The sequence below is a fragment of the Deltaproteobacteria bacterium genome (assembly GCA_019912665.1).
Taxonomy (GTDB): Bacteria; Desulfobacterota; GWC2-55-46; order GWC2-55-46; family GWC2-55-46; genus UBA5799.
In genome coordinates this window covers 844207-863945 of sequence record JAIOIE010000018.1, presented here as the reverse complement: position 1 = coordinate 863945, position 19739 = coordinate 844207, and the positions used below count along the sequence as shown (strand labels likewise).

18 protein-coding genes are annotated in these 19739 nt (G+C 55.8%); all 18 read right to left on the bottom strand.

Annotated features, from left to right (window positions below):
- Positions 1 to 16: 16 nt before the first annotated feature.
- The 18 genes from K8I01_08565 to K8I01_08480 all read right to left on the bottom strand — a co-directional run bounded on the left by K8I01_08565 (position 17) and on the right by K8I01_08480 (position 19737).
- A complete protein-coding gene (locus tag K8I01_08565) occupies positions 17 to 1150 on the bottom strand; it encodes a glycosyltransferase (GenBank protein MBZ0220466.1) in 1134 nt (377 codons plus the stop codon).
- A gap of 15 nt (positions 1151 to 1165) precedes the next feature.
- Complete coding sequence (locus K8I01_08560; GenBank protein MBZ0220465.1) at positions 1166 to 2140, bottom strand: glycosyltransferase; 975 nt, start codon at positions 2138 to 2140, stop codon at positions 1166 to 1168.
- A gap of 2 nt (positions 2141 to 2142) precedes the next feature.
- Positions 2143 to 3279, bottom strand: a complete 1137-nt coding sequence (locus K8I01_08555; GenBank protein MBZ0220464.1) for a glycosyltransferase — start codon at positions 3277 to 3279, stop codon at positions 2143 to 2145.
- 70 nt (positions 3280 to 3349) lie between these two features.
- Positions 3350 to 4165, bottom strand: a complete 816-nt coding sequence (locus tag K8I01_08550; GenBank protein ID MBZ0220463.1) for a methyltransferase domain-containing protein — start codon at positions 4163 to 4165, stop codon at positions 3350 to 3352.
- Positions 4166 to 4187: 22 nt separating this feature from the next.
- Complete coding sequence (locus K8I01_08545) at positions 4188 to 4862, bottom strand: acyltransferase (GenBank protein ID MBZ0220462.1); 675 nt, start codon at positions 4860 to 4862, stop codon at positions 4188 to 4190.
- 68 nt (positions 4863 to 4930) lie between these two features.
- On the bottom strand, positions 4931 to 6223 hold the full coding sequence (locus K8I01_08540; protein ID MBZ0220461.1) for an O-antigen ligase family protein: 1293 nt from the start codon (positions 6221 to 6223) through the stop codon (positions 4931 to 4933).
- A 45-nt stretch (positions 6224 to 6268) separates the two neighbouring features.
- Entirely contained in the window at positions 6269 to 7498 is a 1230-nt protein-coding gene (locus K8I01_08535) for a glycosyltransferase family 4 protein (GenBank protein ID MBZ0220460.1), read from the bottom strand.
- A gap of 16 nt (positions 7499 to 7514) precedes the next feature.
- Positions 7515 to 8993, bottom strand: coding sequence for a lipopolysaccharide biosynthesis protein (locus K8I01_08530; GenBank protein MBZ0220459.1), 1479 nt, complete (start codon positions 8991 to 8993; stop codon positions 7515 to 7517).
- Complete coding sequence (locus K8I01_08525) at positions 8993 to 9775, bottom strand: class I SAM-dependent methyltransferase (GenBank protein MBZ0220458.1); 783 nt, start codon at positions 9773 to 9775, stop codon at positions 8993 to 8995. Before K8I01_08525 ends, K8I01_08530 begins: the two co-directional genes overlap by 1 nt.
- A complete protein-coding gene (locus K8I01_08520) occupies positions 9753 to 10601 on the bottom strand; it encodes a hypothetical protein (GenBank protein ID MBZ0220457.1) in 849 nt (282 codons plus the stop codon). Before K8I01_08520 ends, K8I01_08525 begins: the two co-directional genes overlap by 23 nt.
- A 38-nt stretch (positions 10602 to 10639) precedes the next feature.
- Positions 10640 to 11584, bottom strand: a complete 945-nt coding sequence (locus K8I01_08515) for a hypothetical protein (protein ID MBZ0220456.1) — start codon at positions 11582 to 11584, stop codon at positions 10640 to 10642.
- The gene (locus K8I01_08510) at positions 11569 to 12381 is read right to left on the bottom strand and encodes an alpha/beta hydrolase (protein ID MBZ0220455.1); all 813 of its coding nucleotides are present in this window, start codon (positions 12379 to 12381) and stop codon (positions 11569 to 11571) included. Before K8I01_08510 ends, K8I01_08515 begins: the two co-directional genes overlap by 16 nt.
- 1 nt (position 12382) lies before the next feature.
- Positions 12383 to 13543, bottom strand: coding sequence for a glycosyltransferase family 2 protein (locus K8I01_08505; protein ID MBZ0220454.1), 1161 nt, complete (start codon positions 13541 to 13543; stop codon positions 12383 to 12385).
- The gene (locus tag K8I01_08500; GenBank protein ID MBZ0220453.1) at positions 13528 to 14283 is read right to left on the bottom strand and encodes a PHP domain-containing protein; all 756 of its coding nucleotides are present in this window, start codon (positions 14281 to 14283) and stop codon (positions 13528 to 13530) included. The genes K8I01_08505 and K8I01_08500 overlap by 16 nt, the downstream gene beginning before the upstream one ends.
- Positions 14284 to 14286: 3 nt before the next feature.
- Positions 14287 to 15480, bottom strand: coding sequence for an ATP-grasp domain-containing protein (locus K8I01_08495; GenBank protein ID MBZ0220452.1), 1194 nt, complete (start codon positions 15478 to 15480; stop codon positions 14287 to 14289).
- Between the two features lie 6 nt (positions 15481 to 15486).
- A complete protein-coding gene (locus K8I01_08490) occupies positions 15487 to 16473 on the bottom strand; it encodes a polysaccharide deacetylase family protein (protein ID MBZ0220451.1) in 987 nt (328 codons plus the stop codon).
- Positions 16474 to 16529: 56 nt separating this feature from the next.
- Positions 16530 to 18665 (bottom strand): GNAT family N-acetyltransferase, encoded by a 2136-nt coding sequence (locus K8I01_08485; GenBank protein ID MBZ0220450.1) that lies wholly within the window; start codon positions 18663 to 18665, stop codon positions 16530 to 16532.
- Between the two features lies 1 nt (position 18666).
- On the bottom strand, positions 18667 to 19737 hold the full coding sequence (locus K8I01_08480) for a GNAT family N-acetyltransferase (GenBank protein MBZ0220449.1): 1071 nt from the start codon (positions 19735 to 19737) through the stop codon (positions 18667 to 18669).
- Positions 19738 to 19739 lie beyond the last annotated feature (2 nt).

Below are 19739 nucleotides of genomic sequence, written 5' to 3'. Positions count from 1 at the left end.
GCCGCGGCAAGCTCAATCATGACGCCGCCGAGAAGACCCGGTCGTAAAGAGAATGCATCTTTTCCACTCGCCTTGTGAAATCAAATTCCTTTCGGATGAACTCAAAGGCGTTCTTTTCGAATTCCGAGCGCATGTGAGGGTCCTTGAGTACCCTGATGACCGCCTCCGAGAGCGCGCTGCTGTCTCCCGGCCTGACAAGGATGCCAGTTTCGCCGTCGATGAGGCATTCGGAGGTCCCGCCTACGTCGGTGGCCACATTCGCCTTGCCCATGCACGAGGTCTCAAGTATCACGTTCGGGAGCCCCTCGGTATAGCTTGCAAGCACATGCAGGTCCAGTACGCTAATGTATTCCTTTATATTCCTGACATGGCCGGTGATAACGAGCCTGCCGTTCAGGTCCGTGAATTCGCTCCTCAGGCGCTCGGCATCAGGACCGTCGCCTATGAGGAGCAGGCGGGCGTTCGGAAAAACGGTGATTATCTTCCTGAACGCCTCGCAGAGGACGCGCTGGCCTTTCTCCGGGCTTATGCGGCCTATGGAGCCTATGACAGGGAACGTTCCCGCAATGCCCTTTTCCTCTATGATCTTTTCCGATTTGGGAAGCCTGGGATAATCTCCCGAGACTATCGCGTTATGGATCACGCTTATCTTTGAGCCAGGCACGCCTTTTTTAAGCAGCCGGTCCCGCATGGCCCAGGATACGGCTATAACGGCGTCCATTCTTTTCGCCGCCTTCACGGAAAGACGGTTGTAAACGGCGGCGCTCCTGGTGTTCTCAATGTAGCCGTGGAGGGTCGTCACTGCTTTTACGCCGCTCAAACGGCTTGCCATGAAACCCAATATGTCGGCCTTGTAGCCGTGGGCGTGGAGGAGGTCGACTTTATTTCGCCTGATGATTCTCCTTAACTCAAGCGCAACGGGTGCATAGGTCAAGACCTTCGGGAGGTTCGCCCTGTTTTCGGCCAGCTCTATCGTATTTATCCCAGATTTCCTCAAAAAAGAGACGTAATCATTTTCCGCGCTGTTCCTGAAAACGGCGACGGATTTGACATACCTGGACCCGTCCTCAAACCGGCATGAGTTGTAAATGGTCTTCCCCGGGCCGGAGAGCGTGCTGGTGTCTATCAGATGCAGGATGTGCTTAGCCATCTCCGGTCCGCTCGGTCATCTCCATCGCCTTGGGTTCAGCCCGAGGACGAAATCAAATAGCGAAAAGCTTCGCGCGGTTATGTAGATCATGTACATGTATATGAAGACCGGGAATTTATAGTCCACTCGGAATTTGTTCCTGTGAAGCCCTGATATTGCGGAGAGGCCGATTAGTATGAAAAGATAGAAAAAGACCGCAGCCGGTTCCATGTAGAAGAGGGAAATTGTCGAGAGGAAAAAAAACGCGAGCACGTTCAGGGCCGCCGTCATCGCCGGCTTGGATCTTCTGAAACTGCTGAAGCTCTGGTAATCTCCGTACCCATGCCAGCGCTCCCTTTTGAAGAACTCAAGCAGGCCTGCCGGCGCCTCGTTATGGATTGCATCAAGGCCGTCTAGAGGGGTTATCGAAATTCCCGAATCCGAGGCCCTCTGGCAAAGCTCGGAATCCTCGCCAGAGACGAGGGCCCGATTGAACCCCCCCAGCGACGTGAATACGTCCTTTCTGACGACCATATGGCCGCTATTTATATAGTTCTCCTGGGCCGCGTTTTTCCCGATTGAAAACCACTGCTTTATAGAATAAGAGACCGAATCGTCCGACTTGGCTCGCAAACCGGTGATGGTAAGCGGTTTTTCGTCCAAAAGCGCGATCAGGGCCGGAAGTCGTGATGACCAGCGTGGTGTCAGGGACACGTCGGCATCGATAAAGACCAGCACCCCGCCGGATGCCGTCTCCGCGCCCATATTCCTGAGCGCTCCGACCGTGAGCCCGGGATGGGAAAGGAATTTGACCCCTTTCGCAGCGCATATCTCGCGGGTCCGGTCAGTAGATCCGTTGTCGACCACGACTATTTCGTAGCCCGATATGGTATTGAGCGCCCCGCCGGCACTGAGACAGGCCTCGATAGAGTCGATAGTCCTCCCGATATTTTTCTCCTCGTTCAAGGCCGGGATTATGAAGCTGATTGCGGTGCGAACTGGCTCTGGCATGTTCAACTCCTCGCGCGAGCCATGTTTTGAGAATCCATCAGCGAGAGATACAGCTCCTCGTAAGAGCGTATCATCCTGGAGACGGTGAACCGGCGCTCGTAATCCTTTTTGGCCTCCGTGCCCATCTTCAGCCGGAGTTCCGGATTTCCTATGAGCGTCTCAAGCGCGCGTTGCATTCCCAGGGGGTCGCCTTTTTTCACCAGCAAGCCCGTGCGGCCGTGCTCGACGATCCTCGGGTTATCGCTTACATCTGTAGCTACGATTGGCTTCCCGGCGCACATCGCCTCGAGGAGCGCTACAGGCATCGCCTCCCACCTGGAAGGCATAAAAAATATATCGAACGCCGGGAGCGCCCGCGAGGCGGCGTTCTCAAGATAGCCCTGAAAGTGGACTGTGTCCCCGAGTTCGAGCTGGTCTCTTCTGGCAATGAGGGATTCGTGCTTCGGCCCGCCGCCAATCACGACGAATTTCGCCTTTGCCCCGGCTTTCTTAAGGTTCAGCGCGACATGAAGGAGCTCGATATAACCCTTTTGCTCAATAAGGTTCCCTATGCTTCCGATTATAAGGCTGCCTGGAGGGAAGGGGAGCTCTATCCGGTCGGGGTGGACCGGCGCAACTCCGTTCCATATGGTCCTGATGCGCGCATCCGAAAGGCCGTATGCCTCTTTCAGCCGCTCCTTCTGGAAGTCTGCGACCGCAACCAGGGAGTCTGATGCGCGGCTGAAGAGCTTTTCAAAAAGCATATACCTTTTATTATAGAACGGATAATTTCCGAAATGAAAAGTATGCGCGGTCTTTATGCCCTGGCATAAAGACCTGCATATCGAGGAATCCATCAGGGAATGAGTGCAGTGGCTGTGGACTATGTCGATATTCTTCCTGCGGATGGTCCTAAGGAGGTCAAAGAAGGTCATGTACCTTGAAATGGACCTCTTCTGGGTCGCCGGGCCTATGACCTCGTATCCGGCGTCCTCGAGCTCCTCTCCGACCTTCCCCTTGAATTTCAGGAAGCTTGCGGAAACGTTGAAGAGCCCCCTGTCAAGGTGCCTGCAAAGGTTCGCGATTACCGTCTCGGAGCCGCCGTAATGAAGTGACGAATTGACTATAAGGAGATTTATTTTACGCTTCGGATTTTGCACGCTACTGCCATGCCGCCGATTTATTCAGGGATCAGTCTCGGCGGAATTGCTTCCCTCACGCGAGAGAAGCCTATTTGTCCTTTCTGAAGACGAAGATGTTCCCGAAGGCCGGGCCAGGGGTCTTGATCCGGCGGAACCACACGTTGTTGAAGCCGTGGATAAGCCGCCTCGCGGGCCTAGATTTGAACCTGTTGTAGAGCTCTGTAAACTGGCCTGCGAAGCGGCCCTCCAAAACGCATCCGTTCCTTTTAAATTCCGAAACGAGCCATTCGGTATCGGCATGCCTCGTAAGCATCTGCCCCTTCTCTCCTGAACTCCAGTGTTCCACACCGCTTTTCTGCCTGCTGATTTCGCAGCGTTCTTTTTTGACGAGTTTTTTAAGCCCCCTGAGGGCTAATGATTGCAGGGAATGCATGTTGCCCTCGCTTATTACGATGAGCCCGCCTTTTTTAACCACACGCGAAAGCTCGGCAATTGCCTTTTCTACCTCGGGTATGTGCATCAGCACACCCCAGCATAATGCCGAGTCGAATCTGCCGTCTTCGAACGACATCGAAAGCAGGTCCTCCTGGCGGAGCTTGATATTCCGGCCTGCATCGATGCCCTCAAGGTGCCTCCTCGCCATCTTGAGGGCCGCGTTGGAAAAATCAACCGCGCATACCGAAAAGCCGCGCCTGGCCAGGCGGACGGTGTGAGCGCACGAGCCGCAGCCGGCATCCAGGACCTCTTTCCCTTCAGGGAAGATTTCCGCGATCCGGTCAAAGACGAGCTCGTAGAAGCGCTCGTTTTCGCGATTTCTGAAGTGCTCTTTCCATTGGTCATGGATCTCCCTGCCTGACAGGAAGGTCTTTACGCTCTTGCCTTTTTCTTTCTTCAGTTTATCCATTCGAGCTCCCGATGCAGCCTGCCTATTGATTGATCCTCCTGATCTCCCTGGCAGGGTTGCCGCCCGCGATGCAATCCGGCGGGATATCCCTGGTAACGACCGAACCTGCGCCGATTATCGCCCCATCGCCTATCCGCACGCCTTTCAGTATGGTAACCGAGCGTCCGATCCACACGTCATCTCCGATGGTGACAGGCCTTATCGCCTCTTTTGGAAAAGGCTGAGTGCGGCGGGCGACCTTGTCGACGGGGTGTCCGTCCGAATCGGTAATTGAGACAAGGCTGCCGATCCTGACGTTATCGCCTATGGTGACGCTTTGGGCTATGTTCAGGTTCAGCAGATGCCCCAGCGAGCAATTGCTGCCGATTTTGAGTTCGGGCTTTTCAAAATACTTGTTTGAGAAATAAATGTTAATCTTCCCGTTCAGGCGGTTACTGTCGCCGAGCCGGATGATGCCGCTGCCGAGAAGATAGGGCAGAAAGCGCCCCATCTGGAGATTCCTGCCGCATTCCGTGCATTGCGAGCGGAAAACCGGCTCAAGCCAGAAAGCCTTTGCAAGCCACCAGAACGCGGCAGAGCACGTCCTCAAAGCGACATACATGGCCCTATAAAGGAAAAGAGGCAGCGGGATGCGCGCTCCCTTCATAAAATAATATGACCCGTTCAAAAAAGCGTAGAACAGGTTTTCCTTTTTCATTATCTTCGTTTTCAGGCTCATGTCGTTCGCGGCGTCAAGTGATGAGACGGACAGGGTGAAATTTCAGCTCAGGCACGGCGATAAGATGGTTCCCTGCGTGGTTGTCTGCCCTTGAAAGGCCTTATTCCGGCTCGCCCTGGCTTGATAACGGATCGAGGGGACTCCATCGATGCCAGCCTCGCATTTATGAGATGGCTCGTGCCGAGAGTCAAGGCCGAGAGTATGTAGATATGCGGGTAGTTGATCCCTCCCAGGAAGAACCCGCCGACCGAGTAGGCTATTATACTCATGTTTAGGCATACTGGCCAATAATAGTCGATGCCGAGCGATTGATTCTCCTTGAGTGTCGAGGCTGATTTGCCGTTCTGGCGTATATTCATGATGATGAGAGAGACGATCAGGAGAAGGCCCGGAAAACCATATTCGCCCAGCACGACGAAGTAGATGCTGTGAGCGGAAATCCATCTGTTGGAGATTGCGTCGGTAGGCCTGTAGAACCGTCCATATGCCGAGTTGAAACTCCCGGCGCCTACGCCCAGCGGGTGCTCGGTAGCCATGCCGATGGCCGCCTTCCACGCGCCTATCCTGCCCATGGCGGAGCTGTCGGAGGAATACTGGACGATTGTTTCCATTCTTTCGAAATACTTGGGAGGAGCGAAGAAAAAGATTCCCGCGGCGATAAATATGCAGGCGGCCACGCCTAAAACCCTGTTTTTCGATTTCAGTATGAAATAGAGGATGGAAATTGAGAACGCGAGAGTGGCCCCTCTTGACAGGGTCCCGAGTATCCCGACCGATATGGCAATCGAGCACAGGAGGAAAAACCCCTTCTTTATAATGCCGGTGTTCTTGACCAGCGCATAGACCGCGAACGGGAGGACTATGTTGAGGCCCCAGCCGAAATCATTGCCGTCTCCGAGGAAGTAGCCGGCATTGAAGCTTTCTGTCCTTGCCTCGGAAAAAAAGTTTTTGAAGTTTATCAGGACGAGGCAAAGGTGGATTGAAAGCAGGAATAAAGCCAGTGTTTCCAGCCTTTTCTGTTCCTTGGCCAGGAAATAACCGGATGCGAAGAGCATGAAATATCCGATCTGGGCCTTCAAGTTATTGAAACCGTACAGCCTTACCAGGCCGTAAAAGACCGAGAAAAAGGTTAAAGTCATGAAGATGAGGAAGAGCCGGGTCTGGCCCTTTTCAAAAAAGTCCTGCACCCCCTTGTTCCCGCCTTTGATGAAGAGGTATGCAAAAATCATTGCTGAAACGAAAAGCGAATAATGCAGGTGCTTCAAGACAGGCAGGTGATTGCCCAACCCGAAGTACTCGACGCTTAATATCGAGAGGTATCCTATAAAAGCCAGGGTCATGAATCTATTTAAATCCGAAGGGGTGCCGCAATCGCCGACGAGAGCTCAGGCCAGGACTTCCTTATAGACCGTTTCTATTCCCCTGATGTTTCCCGAAATATGGAACTTTTCCATCAGCCTTTCCCTCCCGGCCTCGCCCATCCGGGCCGCTCGTTCCGGGGAGTCAAGGATGGATAATATGGATTGGGCCAGGGGCTCCGGCTCGCCCGGGGGCACGGTGTAACCGGTCACCCCGTGCACGATTATCTCAGGTCCGGCGCCGAGCGTGGTGGATATTACCGGCTTGGAAAGCGCCATGCCTTCGAGGTTTACCCTCCCAAACGGCTCGGGTTCTATGGAGGCGTGGATGACGAGGTCGAGCGCATTTACCAGGGAGGCGATATCGCTTCTCTGACCCGTAAATATCACATTCTGGCCCAGTCCCTCCTCCTGCACGATCCCCAGCAGGCTTTCATAATACGCGCTGTCGCTCGCGCGGTCGGACAAACCTCCTATGATGAGGCATTTGGCGTCCGGATGCCTCTTGAGAACTGTCTTCATAGCGAGGATTACGGTCTTTTGTCCCTTCCATTCCTTTATGTTCCCGATTATCCCTATCACCGGGGAACCCTGGCTGATCCCGAATTCGGCCAGGACGTCCGGCCTGCCTCGGTTTACCCTGGCGCTGAATGCATCCGGGTCAAGACCGTCGTATATCATCCTCAGCTGAGAGGGCGGGAAGCCATGCTTCTTAAGATTTGCGAGTACCGCCCCGGATATGCAGATGATGGCGACGAGAAACCTTCCCCAGGACTTGGTCAGGGGGGGGAAGAATGTGTTGATGCCCCTCTCGTGGGCGATGATTTTCGCCTTTGTAAAGAGGGATGCCAGGATCCAATGCTCTGAAAGCACAAGAGTATTATTGAGGTGAACAAGGTCGGCCCGTTCTCTTACGATAACCTTCCAGCTCGACAGCCCGGGCAAAATAAAGGTTATCATGTAATTGAGGGCTTTTTGGATTATCAGCAAGGGCCTGGATACGAGACCGGAAAGGGGATTTCGAGCGCCCTTATTATGCTTCGCGAGGAAATTCAAGGCGCGCCGCTTCTTGAGCATTATCACTTTGCATCCGGCTTGGCGGAATTCAGGCACTAGCCTGTTATCGTTGTAAAATACCACGACCGGGTTGTAGGCGGTCCTGTCCAGCCGCGTCACTATGTCGAGCAGGCAGAAATGCGAACCGCCCACGGTCCCGTCGGAGCTGCCCTCGACATATAGGATGGTCCTCTTCTCCATCGGCCCTCTCCTATCCTCAGTGATTGAGGATCCTCCTTGCGAAAATGCTCCTCAGGTCCCTCGCGTTCAGCGCGGCGTAGGTGCTGATACCGATCGCGATTCCGAGGGCGAGGGTATATATATCGGCATGATGGACCACTTTTCTGTATAGCATCAGGACCAAGATCATGACGAGCGTTGAAAAAAGGACATAGGACAGGATTTTTACAATCCTCATGACCTCAAGGCCGAGCGTCCTGGCGAAAACGAATGTGATGGATGCGAACTGAAGCGCAAGCGGAAGGGTGACGGCTATGGCAGCGCCGTATAGCCCCAGCCAGGCGGTCATGGGATAGATAAGGATAGCGATGAGAACAAGCCGCGCCGCGTTGAAATAAAAAGGGATGTTAGGCTTCCCGATTGCGTTGAAGATGTACCCGTTCAGCGACATGATCGCCATTATGCAGCCGTAGACGCACAGTATCCGGAGCGGCCCGGCTGAATAAGCCCACCTTTCTCCGTAGAGCACGCTGACTATTTCCAGGGACAGCACGGCCAGCCCCGCGCCGGCAGGGATCGATATGCTCGCGACGAGCTTAAGCACCTTGAGGTATGCTTCGCGAAGCGCATGGGGGTCGTCCTGCAGCTTGCTGTAGGACGGGAACATGACCCTGGACGTCACCTTGGAAATATGCGTGGTCGGCAGGTTGGCGAGAGTGAACGCGATCACATAGAATCCGAGCATCTCCATGCCGAGCACCTTGCCTATCACCAGATTGTCCAGCTCGGCCGCAATGAAGACGACTATCGAAAGCCCGGTTATATATTTGCCGTATGCAAAGAGCTCCCGAGCTGTCGAAAGTTTGAACCTTATCCTGGGCCGCCCGGGTATAATGATGTAAGTCAGGACGGAATCGACCGCCGCCACCGCGACATATCCGATAACGAGCGACCAGATGTTCCCGAGGTAATAGGCAAGTCCCACCAGGAGGAGGAATGCGGAGGCAGCCCTGGTCAGCTCGAGTACGGCTATCCTCCTGAAGTCGAGCTCCTTCTGGAAAGCTATGATATTTATGTTCTGCGTCCCGTGGAAAAAGAGTATCAGGGCGGCTACCTTGATGAGGTCTTCGAGGAGGATGTTGTCGTAATATGCCGCGATGAGGGGAGACAGAAAAAAGACGGAAATAGCCAGTACGCATCCCCTTATTATGGACATTGTAAATGCCGTGTCCCTTGATGCCTCGAAGTGGTCCTTGCGGTGGATAAGCGCCGCTCCGAAGCCCGTCTCGGTGAATATCTCCGCCGCTTTTACGACTATCAGGCAAATGCTCATCAGACCGAAGACTTCGGGAGCCAGCAGGCGTGCCAGTATGATAGTCCTAATGAAGCCAAGGGAGTTTATGATTACGCTGTTGAAGCCGACGAGGACCCCTGAGCGGACGGTCTTTTTCTGCAGGTTGCCATCATGGCTGCTGAGGAATTCGGACAGCGCTTTTAATCTCCTGACGATCTGCATTACTTTGATGCGCTCACCATTATCATGGGTTTCAGGGAAGGGGCGAATCCGGTTATCATGCGCATCATTTTCGAATTATACCTGCCCCTGAAAAAGACGCCGCTCACCTTGAATCCGATATTTTCCAGCAGGGAAGCGACCTCCGCGGCCGTGTAGAGCCGCACGTGCCCCATGTGCCCGATCTCTTCAAGCTTCCCGTATTCCTTGAAAGGGTCCGCCCCGGTCCTGTCTCTGACCAGCAGGTCGTACATCCCCGCGAGGGACTTGAGATTGGGTGTAGTGAGGAGGAACGATCCGCCGGGCTTTAGGACCCTGTAGGCCTCCGAGAGCGTAAAAACGGGGTTTATCCTCAGGTGCTCGAATATCTCGAAAAAAAGGACGGAATCGAAGGTCCGGTCCTCGTAAGGGAGGGCCTTTCGCTCGATATCGCATTCGTCGACGGTTATGCCGGAGCCCTCGATCGTCTTTTTGAACCTTTCCGGGTGGATATCAACCCCTCGCACGTCGTATCCGAGCCGGCGCAGGGCTATTGTCGTAAGGAAAGGCATCGAGCCCAGCTCGAGTATTCTTTGGTCCCTGGCCAGAAAACGCCCGATTATGTCAAGGTCGCAGGCTATCCGATTCCGCTGCTGTCTCGCGTAATCTCCGAACCAGCCCTGGAGCTCCCCCCCGAAAGAGCTGATTTCCCGGACGATTTCGTCATAAAGGAGAAGTCTCTCCCTGCTCGGGTCGTCCGAGACGCGCATCCTCGCTGCCGCCTTATGCCCAGAAGTCTTTGCCATACCGCTTCTCGAGCTGAAAAAGGAGCTTCTCATTCATTTCGGCGCATTCCGCTTTATCAAACCTTTTCACCTTTTCGCTCGTCCTTGTGTTGGCCTTTACGCCGACCACTGCATTAAGCCTGGCCGGGTCTACTTCAATAGCGAGCCCCTTGAACATCTTTAGCACCGCCCCGGGGTCATTCAGCTCCTCGGTTTTCAATCTGTAGAAGGGAATACCCCCGTGCCGGAGCTTCGCGGCCTTTGTTCGAGCCTCGACCTCGTACCAGTACCACAGGCATTTGTATATGTCGTGGCTGAACTCCTTAGACCCGTACAGGAGGTCGGCGGCGCTGATGATATTATCGCTCTCGCGCGGGTCGATAAGGTACAGGACGCCGCCGCCCTCCCACTGGCCGGGTATCGTGTTTACCTGGTAAAAGGAAGAGGCTACGCTGACAGGGTCTCTTACGAGGTGAAGTATGCGGATACGCTCCCCGTAGTACTCGACCGCGGGGTCGATGAAGTTCTTTACGAACTGGTGATTGGTCTCGAAATAATACCTGTGCCCCTTGGCGGCCGTGTTTACGTATATCCTTTTTTTCTTGTAGAAGAGGTCGCGGAAATACTTTTTTCTGTCCGTCCCGGAAGCGTAATCGTTGAACATGACCGGGGCCGGCTCATGCAGGCTTATTCCGCCCTCCACTGTCTCGAATATCTTACTGAGCGTTACGGAGCCGCACCGGCCGGAATTGGCGACAAAAACGTATGACTCCACGTCCCTGCACAGATACTCGAGCAACTTGCTGAATACGAATACCGACGCGGCATTGTGCTTTGCGACGCGCATCGTCCTGCGAAACACGTTTCCTTGCTCCGTGCGGTCGATCATGCGTTCTGCCTTTCCAGCCAGTTGCACATGGTCTCCAGGGCGCTCTCCTGCCATTCCCTGAAGGTGAACACATGGTTGGCGTTTTTGGTAATATGTATTTCCAGGTTTTTTCCCGCCCTTGCGATAGAGTCCCCGTGGGTGGCTGCGAACTTCTCCTCGAACTCCCAGTAGAGCCTGTCCGCCTCGCTGAAGACGAGGCAGATCTTCCTTTTTTCCGCCATGCGGCTGAAGGCGTCCGGGAACAAGGGATTGAAGTTGTCCGGAGTTGCGGCTTTTTTTGCTGTGCCGGCAGGCATCGGCTTTTTCTTTTTCCCGGACAGGCTTAGGGCCAGCGATTTCACCAGAAGCCTGTAGTCGCTCTTGAAAGAGAGGAGCCTTGCCCACGCCTTGGGGTCGAGCGCCTTTCTGAAGTAGCCCTTACGAATTTCCTCAAGCTGCCCTTTTGACATGTGCCTGGTCCTGTCCACGCCCGACCCGTCCAGTATTACTGGGATGCCGAGCCCCAGTAGCGAATCAACCCTTTTGTCCCCGGCCCCTGAGAGGAGCCCCGTTATAGCCCCGCCGCAGAGGCCCGAAAGGACGAACCTCTTTATTCCGAGCTCCTTCTGCATCCAGTCCATTGCGGAAGCCGTATTATCCGCGAACCGCCCCGCCTGGATGGAGCCGTAAACGTCGGCCGCCAGCCTCTCGTTTATCTCTCCTTCCGAATCGCCCATGCCCTCGGGGTCGAACCTGAAGACAGCGAAGCCGAGCTCCACGAAGCGCCGGGACATCTTTACGTACAGCCTGTGCGGCGCGACCCTGCTCTTTATCCCCGGACTCAAGATGATGATTCCCTGCTGCCTGGGCTTTCCGGCGGGCAGGTGGAGCATCCCGTGGAGGCCGAGCCCATCCCTGCTTCTGAATACGACGGGGCGCATCTCGCTCATCGTTCCAGCCATGCCAGGGTTACCCTGAAGAGGTTTTCGGCTCTCGCGTAGTATGTCTTTATCTCCTTCCAGAAGGGCTCCTCGACTACGTTAGACACAGTCGCGTTATCGTATGCAGAGGCAAGCTGGACAGTTTCTTTCCCGGGCTCCTTCTCCTTGCGGCTTATCTCGACAACAAGAGTCCGCCCGGAGAACCGTTTTTTCTCCCCGGCGAGGTTTATCGCGGAGACCTGCTCGTAGAGCGCGTTCGACATCTCGTAGCCGTCCACGTTTACGGTTTCGCCCACGGACATCATGCGAACGAGCTCCGCCCTTGTCTGGCGGATCTCCTTGTACACGGACATCTGGGTAGTGAGGTTTATCTTGAGCGTCTCCTGCATGTAGGCGGCCCCGTTCACGACAGGGTTCCACAGGATGAGGCCGGTAGTAGCAGAGAGCTCCTCGGCCGCGAGCGCGGCAAAAGTTCCGCCGAGGCCCAGGCCCAAAAGGCACAGCCCCTCCTTTTCTCCCGCGGAATTCAGAGTGAAATCGGCTGCCGCCTTTATATCAGAGATATATGTCTCGGCGGTCGTATCCTCGAAATCGCCGTCGCTGTCGCCATTTCCCATGTAGTCGAACCTGAGCACGGTATGGCCGCGGCCGGAGAGCTCGCGGGCGAAGTTGACGAATACCCTGTGGGCCCAGAGCTTCTCCTCGGCAAAAGGCGAGCATAAGACGAAGGCCGGGCCTTTCCCTGTATCGCCAGGCTCGTGCAGGACCCCGAAGAGGCTGCAGGCGCCGTTTTTAAAAAAGAGAGGTCTTTCGGTCATCTCAGGCCTGCCTTTTGGAGGGGTTCCATATCTCCATGCGAATGCCAGTCGCGTAAAGGAACCAGGCGTAGAGGATGGCCGCGTTCACGGTGGTAAAATAAAGCGGGACCCTGCCGAGGGTCCTTTCATGCAGGCCGCCGATACGGAAAATGGCGAGGCCGGCAAGGGCGTAGAAAGAGGCCTGGAGCGCGAAGAAGGTCGAATAGGGCAGGCTCCGGAGGAGAAACGCGTTGGATACGAGTAGCGAGACCATGAAGAACGGGACCAGCCAGCGCGCCACCTTGTGCGACAGGAGCTCCAGCGAGAAGACGCCGGTCCTTAGGGGGTTCATAAGGCGGGCATTGCCGAAGAGCGCCGCCATGCCCCTCACAAGCGTCCTGGCCTTCCTCCGGAACTCGTCCTTCGCGCTCTTTACGCTCGTCATGGTCCCGAAAGCCGCAGGTTCTGTAATTGCCCTGTAGCCCTTGCCGACTATATTCAGCACCGAGAGGAAATCCGGGGCCAGTCCCTCCCTGAAAGGCTCGCAAACATCCCTTCTCTCCGCGTAAAATGAGCCGCTCGCGCCTACTATGGAATGCACCCTCGATTCGAGGTTCCGGAGGAAGAGCTCGTACCTGCCGTAGAGCCCCTCTCCGCCGGGCTCGTCTATGTGGTCCTCGCCCGATACGCACCCGACGGACGGGTCCTGGAATTTCAATACTATGCTTTTGATAGCGTTTTTGTCGAGCATTATGGAGCTGTCGGAGAATACGACTATTTCGCCTGTCGCGGACTTAAGGCCGTAATTAAGCGCAGCGGCCTTGCCGCTTCTCATCGGGAGCTCGAGGAAGCGCATATTCCCGGAGAGGTTCCGCTCGACTATCTCTTTGGTGCGGTCCGTGGAGCCGTCGGATATTATGACGACTTCGAGCCTGTCCGGGGGATAGTCGATTTCGAGGGTGTTCCTGAGCTTCCGTTCGATTACGGATTCCTCGTTATGGACCGGTATGAGGAGCGATACCGCCGGCGTGTAATCCCTTTTTTCCACGTAAATCCTTTTTCGCATAAGGCCTGAAAGGAGATAGAGGAGTACGGGATAGCCGAAGTAAGCGTAAAAAACGGCCGCGAGGGAAAACCAGAAAACGAACTCTGCGACCCCGGTTGTATTCAGTATTTGCGCCACCTGTTCCCTCTCGCAAGCGATGCAAGTGCATCGGCCCCTTCAAGGAGCACCCTGCCAAGCCGTATCCCGCCCGCTGTCATATATCCGAATTCCTGCCTGGAGCCTATGGTACAGAGCCTCCCCTTGCTTGTGAAGCTTCCATTCCGAAGCAGGTTAAGGAGCTCTTTGGCGTCGGCAGGACTGCCTTTGACCACTGTATCAAGCTCCCTGAAGTTCCGGGCCGTATGGAAATCCAGCCCCCCGAAGGCCAGCATGGAAGGATTCATTTCCTTTAACGAACGGTATAGCATTATGGACCTGTGATGGGGGAGATAGCGGCTGTCATACGCCGCGTTCCAGACCTCGATGCCATCGAGCTTCCCTTTTAGATCCTCCGGAACGAAGTGGCCGTTTCTGGCAGGATGCGCCAGGACCGCTAGCCCGCCTTGTTCCCTTATGGATCCTATCGTCAGCGAAATGTCTGAGGGCGGGATATAGCTGGTTACGCCTATGCCCAGGAGGTGCAGTTTGGGGTACTCGCTGAATCCGAACTCGAGACCGGGCAGAAGGATGACCCCGGTCTTTGATAGCTCTTTGCACTCCGATGTGAAGGCGTCCATCCTGGCCGCGTTCATATCTTCAGCGTGTTCCGAAAGCGCGATGAACCCAAGCCCCCGCGCCGTGCAGAGAGAGACGAGCTCCGGGAGGGTGCACCTGCCGTCATGCGAATAGGTGGAATGTGCGTGAAATACGCCCCGCACCGGTCACCCCCTGCCCAGCTGGTTCCTGAACCACATGGAGGTCTCGTGAAACCAGGGCCGCGGGTCATTGAGCCTCAATACATCGAGATGAGTGCCGTTCAGGGACGGTTTCAGGAACCTCAATATCGAGCCGAGCTTGCCGGGATGATCTGGCGGGAGCTGGAGCGACCGTCTATTTTTAAGGAGCACCATAAGGAGCGAGTCGACATCTCCCCAGAACCAGCGCGTCCTGACCCCGGTCCTGTACTCGAAACACGGCCGCACTTCCCGCCCCATTGCGATATCCATCAGCATGGACGGGAAGTCCACGCCGGCATCGATAGCAAGCTGGAGCGAGCCCCAGAAGCGGCCGTTTATCTCCATGAGCTTCGGTACGCCGTCCCTTTCATCCAGCTTGAACTCCACCATGGCGACACCGTGCCAGCCGAGCCTCCCCAGGAGGGCCTCGGTATACTCCCTTGCCAGGGCTGGCACAGGGATGCTCTCGCATAGGACGCTTACACCGCCGGACGGCGGCTTCTCCCTGAGCCTTCTATGGCTGAATATGGCCTTGAGCGCACCACGGTCATAGCAGGCGAATACGCCTATGCCGGGGCCTTGTATCCTTTCCTGCAGGAGAAGGGGATACTGGCCTTTTTTCATCCCGAGCACATTAAGAAGCTCATTCCGGTCGGAGGCGTAGCTTACCGAGGCCGAAAGCCATTTCCCGTCCGGGCCCTGTATCCTGGACCTGTGGGGCTTTACCACGACCGGGAAATCAATATCCAGGTTTCCTTTGTGGCCTTCCCCATTCCTCTTCAAGACGACCGTCCTGGGCACAGGTATATTGAGTTCCCTGGCTGTCTCGAAAAGCCGGTCCTTCCGTGCCGCCATGTCCAGCGTCTCGAAAGACGCGAACGGGATCCTGCTCTTCGTGAACATATGCCGGTGGCCTGTAACGAGGAGCGTCGAGATGTCGGACACAGGCATAATGACGTCGATTCCCTCCTCTGCTGCCCGCCCGAGGAGGGCCTCAATGAACCCGCGCGGGTGGGAAACTGGGTCGGGATAGACGAACCTGCCGCGGCAAGAGGATGAAACCGAGGAGAGGGAGGTCTCCTTCCTCTCGCCCACGACCACATGGTGGCCGGCTTTGCCCAATGAGCGCGTAATTGCCAGGGCTGCCCTGTTATCGCCGTCTGTTACAAGTACCTTCACGTATTCTCAGAAGACCCCGAGCATCCTGCAGAAAAACATGGGGACGGTCATCGTAGCGTCGTTATGTATGTTGACCCTCTTGAGCCTGAAGGGGTCGTCCGTGTGCCTGACGAACCCCCGTTTCGTGGTGAATGCCACCGCGTACCCGTGTTTCCTGGCCAGGGCCGCCGTGCCGTCGTTAAAATCGCCATTCGGGTAGCTGAACGAATCCGGAGCCCTGCCCGTCCTCTTTTCGATGACCCGCCTCGACTCTCCTATTTCGAAATCGGCCTCTGCCGCCGGTATCATTGTAAGGAGGCTATGGCTTACGCCGTGCGACCCGAAGCCGATGCGGGACGACATCATCGATTTCACATGGCCCCAATCCAGGAACCTGTCCGTCTTCTGCGCCGGCTTGGTTCCGACATGCGCGGATATGTCCCGCAGAATCCCTGTTATGCGCCCAGGCTCGCAGGATTTCCGGCTGTAGACGAAATTGCTGATACCGGCTGAAAGCTCTCTTCTGCTTAAGCTCGCGCTTAATCCGTAGGATTCGAGCAGTCGAATCCCCCCGGTAGTATTCTCGTCGGAGATCGTCTCCAGCATGGCTTTCATGCGCTCCTGCCAGAAGGGCTCTTCGGACCCCATATGTCCCGCGCTCAGGAAAACCAGCGCAGGTATGCCGTGCTCCTTAAGCACCGGGAAGGCATTGGTGGCGTTATCCAGCCAGCCGTCGTCGAAGGTCACGAGACAGGTGGCCGTCTCAAAGGGATTCCCTTCCTTCAGGCGGGAATTGAACTCTTCCTCTCCGACGACTGTGAATTCCTTTTTAATAAACCGCATATGCTTCTCGAAGACTTCCTTCTCCACCACGATGCCCGCGTGCGAAAACGTCCTCTTGATTTCCTCTCTTGTGAGCACCCTGTGGTACATGAGTACCACGGCTCTCCGCCTGAGAAGAATGAGCTTCAGGACGCGGAGGGCTCCGGAGTAGTAGAGGATAGCGGATACCATCCTCTTAAAAGCCAATTTCAGTTTGGCCCTTATCACGTATTCCGTCCGTATCCCGCCTATGAGAGGGCCTCGCCCTGCAAGCGGAGCCTGCCGCGCAGTCTTTTGGCGACATGACGCGGCGCGTCCTTCCCCAGGGCCAGCATGCCCGGAAGGGAGAGCGGGTAAACGGAAAGATTGATGTGCTCGCGCCTGCCGCTCTCAAAGGGCATAAGCCAGGGCTCGACAGTGCCGAGGAACTCATAAGCGCTGAGATTCCTCATGGATGCGTATTTCATGCATTCGAACGTGAGCTGGATTCCGGGGGAGCAGCGCCCCCACTTCTCATCATAACCGATCTTCAGGACCCAGAAGGACCCGTCTGATTCGACTGCAAGCTGCGCTGCGGCTGTCTGCCCGCCGATGTCAAGCGTGCATACCCTCAAAATGCCGCTTCTGCAGGCGCGCCGCGAGTAGGCGCGGAAAAAGCGTCCGAGCATCTGGTTGTGAAGCATGGATGAGCCGTTCCTGCCCTTCCAGCCTGCCGCCTCGGTCCGGAATACTTTATCGAGCGCGCGTTCAAGTCCGGACGGCTCAGGGCAGGAGATTTGTACCGATACAGGGCCGTGCGCCTCAGCCCTCTTCCTTGCCCTCCGGATGTCATACCTTCTTCTCGGGGAGAGCGCTCTTAGCTGATCAAGGCTTTTGCCTATGCAGGCGTAAGGCGCAGGAGGCGCCGGGCTGTAGATGCAGAAGCAGGCCGCACTGAATTTTTCCTTAAGCTGCCCTGGTGCCTCGGAAGCCGGAAGCCGCCTTAGGAGGGCCGGGTATCCTGTCTCGGATAGCGCCTTAAAGAGGGCGGGCCGGGAGCCCTCGTTTTCATCCAGGAGAATGGCCCCGGGCTCGGACAGAAAAGGCGAGCCGAGGAGTTCGAGCCTTTTTGAGCCCCTGCCCGTCAAACCGAGCGGGGCGATTGCCGCCGCCTTGCCTCCGTTCCGGACCAGGAGCACCCTGGTGGGCATTACGTCATGGAAAGCCTCCGCGCAGGAGAGGGCCCAGTCATGGCTCGCAAGAGGGCTCTTGTATCGGGCTGCGAGTGTGTCCCATTCCTCCGAGAGAGCGCGCAGGCCCTCAGGGCCGGTTATGACCTCCGTTTTAAAAGAATCGCTGTCCGTTCGCGCTCTGCAGTCGGATTTCCCCCGAATCCGTCTCCTAAGCCCCCTTGCCGCCGTAAGCGCGGCCGGACCTCCGGGGCTATACGCGAAAAGCTCAAGGAGCCGTGTGGCGCCCGATCCTTTGCCCATAGCCGAAATCCTTTTAAGCGCGGCCCTCGCTTCAGGCGCCTTCTTTTCAAAGAGAAGCTGGGTGGCGACGATTGAAAGCTGCTGCGCCTCGATTTTTTCCACCAGCTCCCGGTTTCTTACCATGAACTCGGCATCCTGCTCCCATACCCTTTCTATCAGGGACAGCCTGCACTCGGCCGTCCTTAGGGTGCCGCAGTTGGTCGTGAGCCTTACCGGGTCGTCATGGCTCCTGTTTATGGCCGTCGCGGTATCGAGGAAGCAGGCGGAATGGTCCCTCGCGAGCCTCGCGAAAAAATCCCAATCCGCATAGAGGGGGTCGCCGACAGTGAAGATTATGCCGGGTTTGAGCATGCTTCTGCGTACCATGGCGCTGCTGGGGAGCACGTAGGGTTCCTGAAGGAGCTCCCTGTATATATTTCCGGTATAGATATCGAACCCGTTCCGGGCGCGTTGCAGGAGCGCGGAGGAATGCGCTTTTCCGGAGTAGATCTCTTCCCACGGCGTCCTCCTCTTGTGCCATGTCCGGAGCCCTTCATTGATAAGGTCCCCGGACGGCTTGAGGATGAGGAAGTCCGAGAAGACGAACGCCGCCTCGCTCAGGCGGTCCATTATTTCCACCTGAATGGAGAGCTTTTCGGCGGTCCAGAGGTCGTCGGAATCCAGGAAGGCCAGGTATTCGCCTTTGGCCTCGTCTAGCCCGCGGTTCCTCGCCGCCCCGAAGCCTCTGTTCTCCTGTCTTAAGTATTTTATGGCCCCGGAGTATTTGCGGAGGACTTGGGGGGTCGAGTCAGTGGAGCCGTCGTCGACCACTATTATTTCGTAGTCTTTGTAGTCCTGCGCCAGTATGCTGTCTATGGCATGGCAGACCAGGCGGGCCCTGTTGTAGGTCGGTATGATTATGCTTACTCTCACGCTATTTCGTTCTTCTGGTCTTTTTGAATGATTTAAGGATGTAGTGCTTTGAGAGGTCGATGAGGTATGCCGGGTTTCTCTTGTAGAGGTTCAACTGCGTGTTCATGCGCATGTGGTTTGTGAACTGGCTTTTGAACGGTTCGTTCCCGATCGTGAAGTCGAATTCAGCCCGCCCGTTCTCAATCGCGTAATTTATAAGGTGCATAAGCATGACCTGGCCCGGGGAGCGCCGGGAGAACTCGATATCGAACGAAGGCTTGTACCATAGGACCCTCGAGCCGTAATCGAAACCGAAATGGAATGCTATGGGAGACCCGTTGAATTCCAGGGCTGAAAAGAGTAGCCAGCCTTTGCCGAGGAGCTCTTTCGTAAGCGTTGCGTAGAAGTCCCTGTTACGCTGGTCCGAAAAAAGACTCGCATCCCCGGCCAGCGCCCTTCTTTTCATGTGCTGGTCAAAGAAGATTTCGAGGCACCGGAGCGCCTCGCTTTCATCCCGTATATGCCTGAAGGCCAGTTCACCGTTCTTTCTAAGGTGATTGAAGCGGCGTTTTAAGGTCTTCTTCCTGAGTATCCTGCCAGCGTCTTTTTCCCGGCCGGCTATTACGAGGGTGGGGCAGGATATCTGGCTCGTTATGGTCCGTATGTTCGTCTCCAGCGATATCCTTTTTAATTCCCTGCAGGTAATGGAGTCCTCGGGGATATTTCTCAATGAGATGCAGTCCCACTCGTTTTTATTTAGAATGAGCGCCTCCATCACGCATTCTATGCTCTTCTGCTTTTCCGGCCCGCTGATAATGTCCAGGTAATCCGCCTTGTCGTCTCCCACGAACCGGACGGTCCTTCTGCCGGTGCGGGACGAGAGCATGAGCGGCGCAATCGCCATGAGGTCTCCATGAGGGCCGATAACGGATACGAGGAACAGCCGATTTTCCTTACCGAAGACGTCCCACCACGACTTGAACCATTCATAGGTCTGGAAGACCGTGTTGGTCTCGCTCCCGGAGAGAAGGCTATTCCACTCTTCAGGAGATATGCCTATGTCCTCGATGCGGGTCGCGATGCGTATGTCCACTG

What these genes read in the sequence shown, in the direction of transcription:
- K8I01_08520 (MBZ0220457.1), bottom strand. Translation starts at nt 10,601, where the DNA reads ATGCGCGTCGCAAAGCACAATGCCGCGTCGGTATTCGTATTCAGCAAG.
- K8I01_08545 (MBZ0220462.1), bottom strand. Translation starts at nt 4,862, where the DNA reads ATGAAAAAGGAAAACCTGTTCTACGCTTTTTTGAACGGGTCATATTAT.
- K8I01_08550 (MBZ0220463.1), bottom strand. Translation starts at nt 4,165, where the DNA reads ATGGATAAACTGAAGAAAGAAAAAGGCAAGAGCGTAAAGACCTTCCTG.
- K8I01_08525 (MBZ0220458.1), bottom strand. Translation starts at nt 9,775, where the DNA reads ATGGCAAAGACTTCTGGGCATAAGGCGGCAGCGAGGATGCGCGTCTCG.
- K8I01_08515 (MBZ0220456.1), bottom strand. Translation starts at nt 11,584, where the DNA reads ATGGCTGGAACGATGAGCGAGATGCGCCCCGTCGTATTCAGAAGCAGG.
- K8I01_08510 (MBZ0220455.1), bottom strand. Translation starts at nt 12,381, where the DNA reads ATGACCGAAAGACCTCTCTTTTTTAAAAACGGCGCCTGCAGCCTCTTC.
- K8I01_08560 (MBZ0220465.1), bottom strand. Translation starts at nt 2,140, where the DNA reads ATGCCAGAGCCAGTTCGCACCGCAATCAGCTTCATAATCCCGGCCTTG.
- K8I01_08490 (MBZ0220451.1), bottom strand. Translation starts at nt 16,473, where the DNA reads ATGGTATCCGCTATCCTCTACTACTCCGGAGCCCTCCGCGTCCTGAAG.
- K8I01_08540 (MBZ0220461.1), bottom strand. Translation starts at nt 6,223, where the DNA reads ATGACCCTGGCTTTTATAGGATACCTCTCGATATTAAGCGTCGAGTAC.
- K8I01_08535 (MBZ0220460.1), bottom strand. Translation starts at nt 7,498, where the DNA reads ATGGAGAAGAGGACCATCCTATATGTCGAGGGCAGCTCCGACGGGACC.
- K8I01_08565 (MBZ0220466.1), bottom strand. Translation starts at nt 1,150, where the DNA reads ATGGCTAAGCACATCCTGCATCTGATAGACACCAGCACGCTCTCCGGC.
- K8I01_08530 (MBZ0220459.1), bottom strand. Translation starts at nt 8,993, where the DNA reads ATGCAGATCGTCAGGAGATTAAAAGCGCTGTCCGAATTCCTCAGCAGC.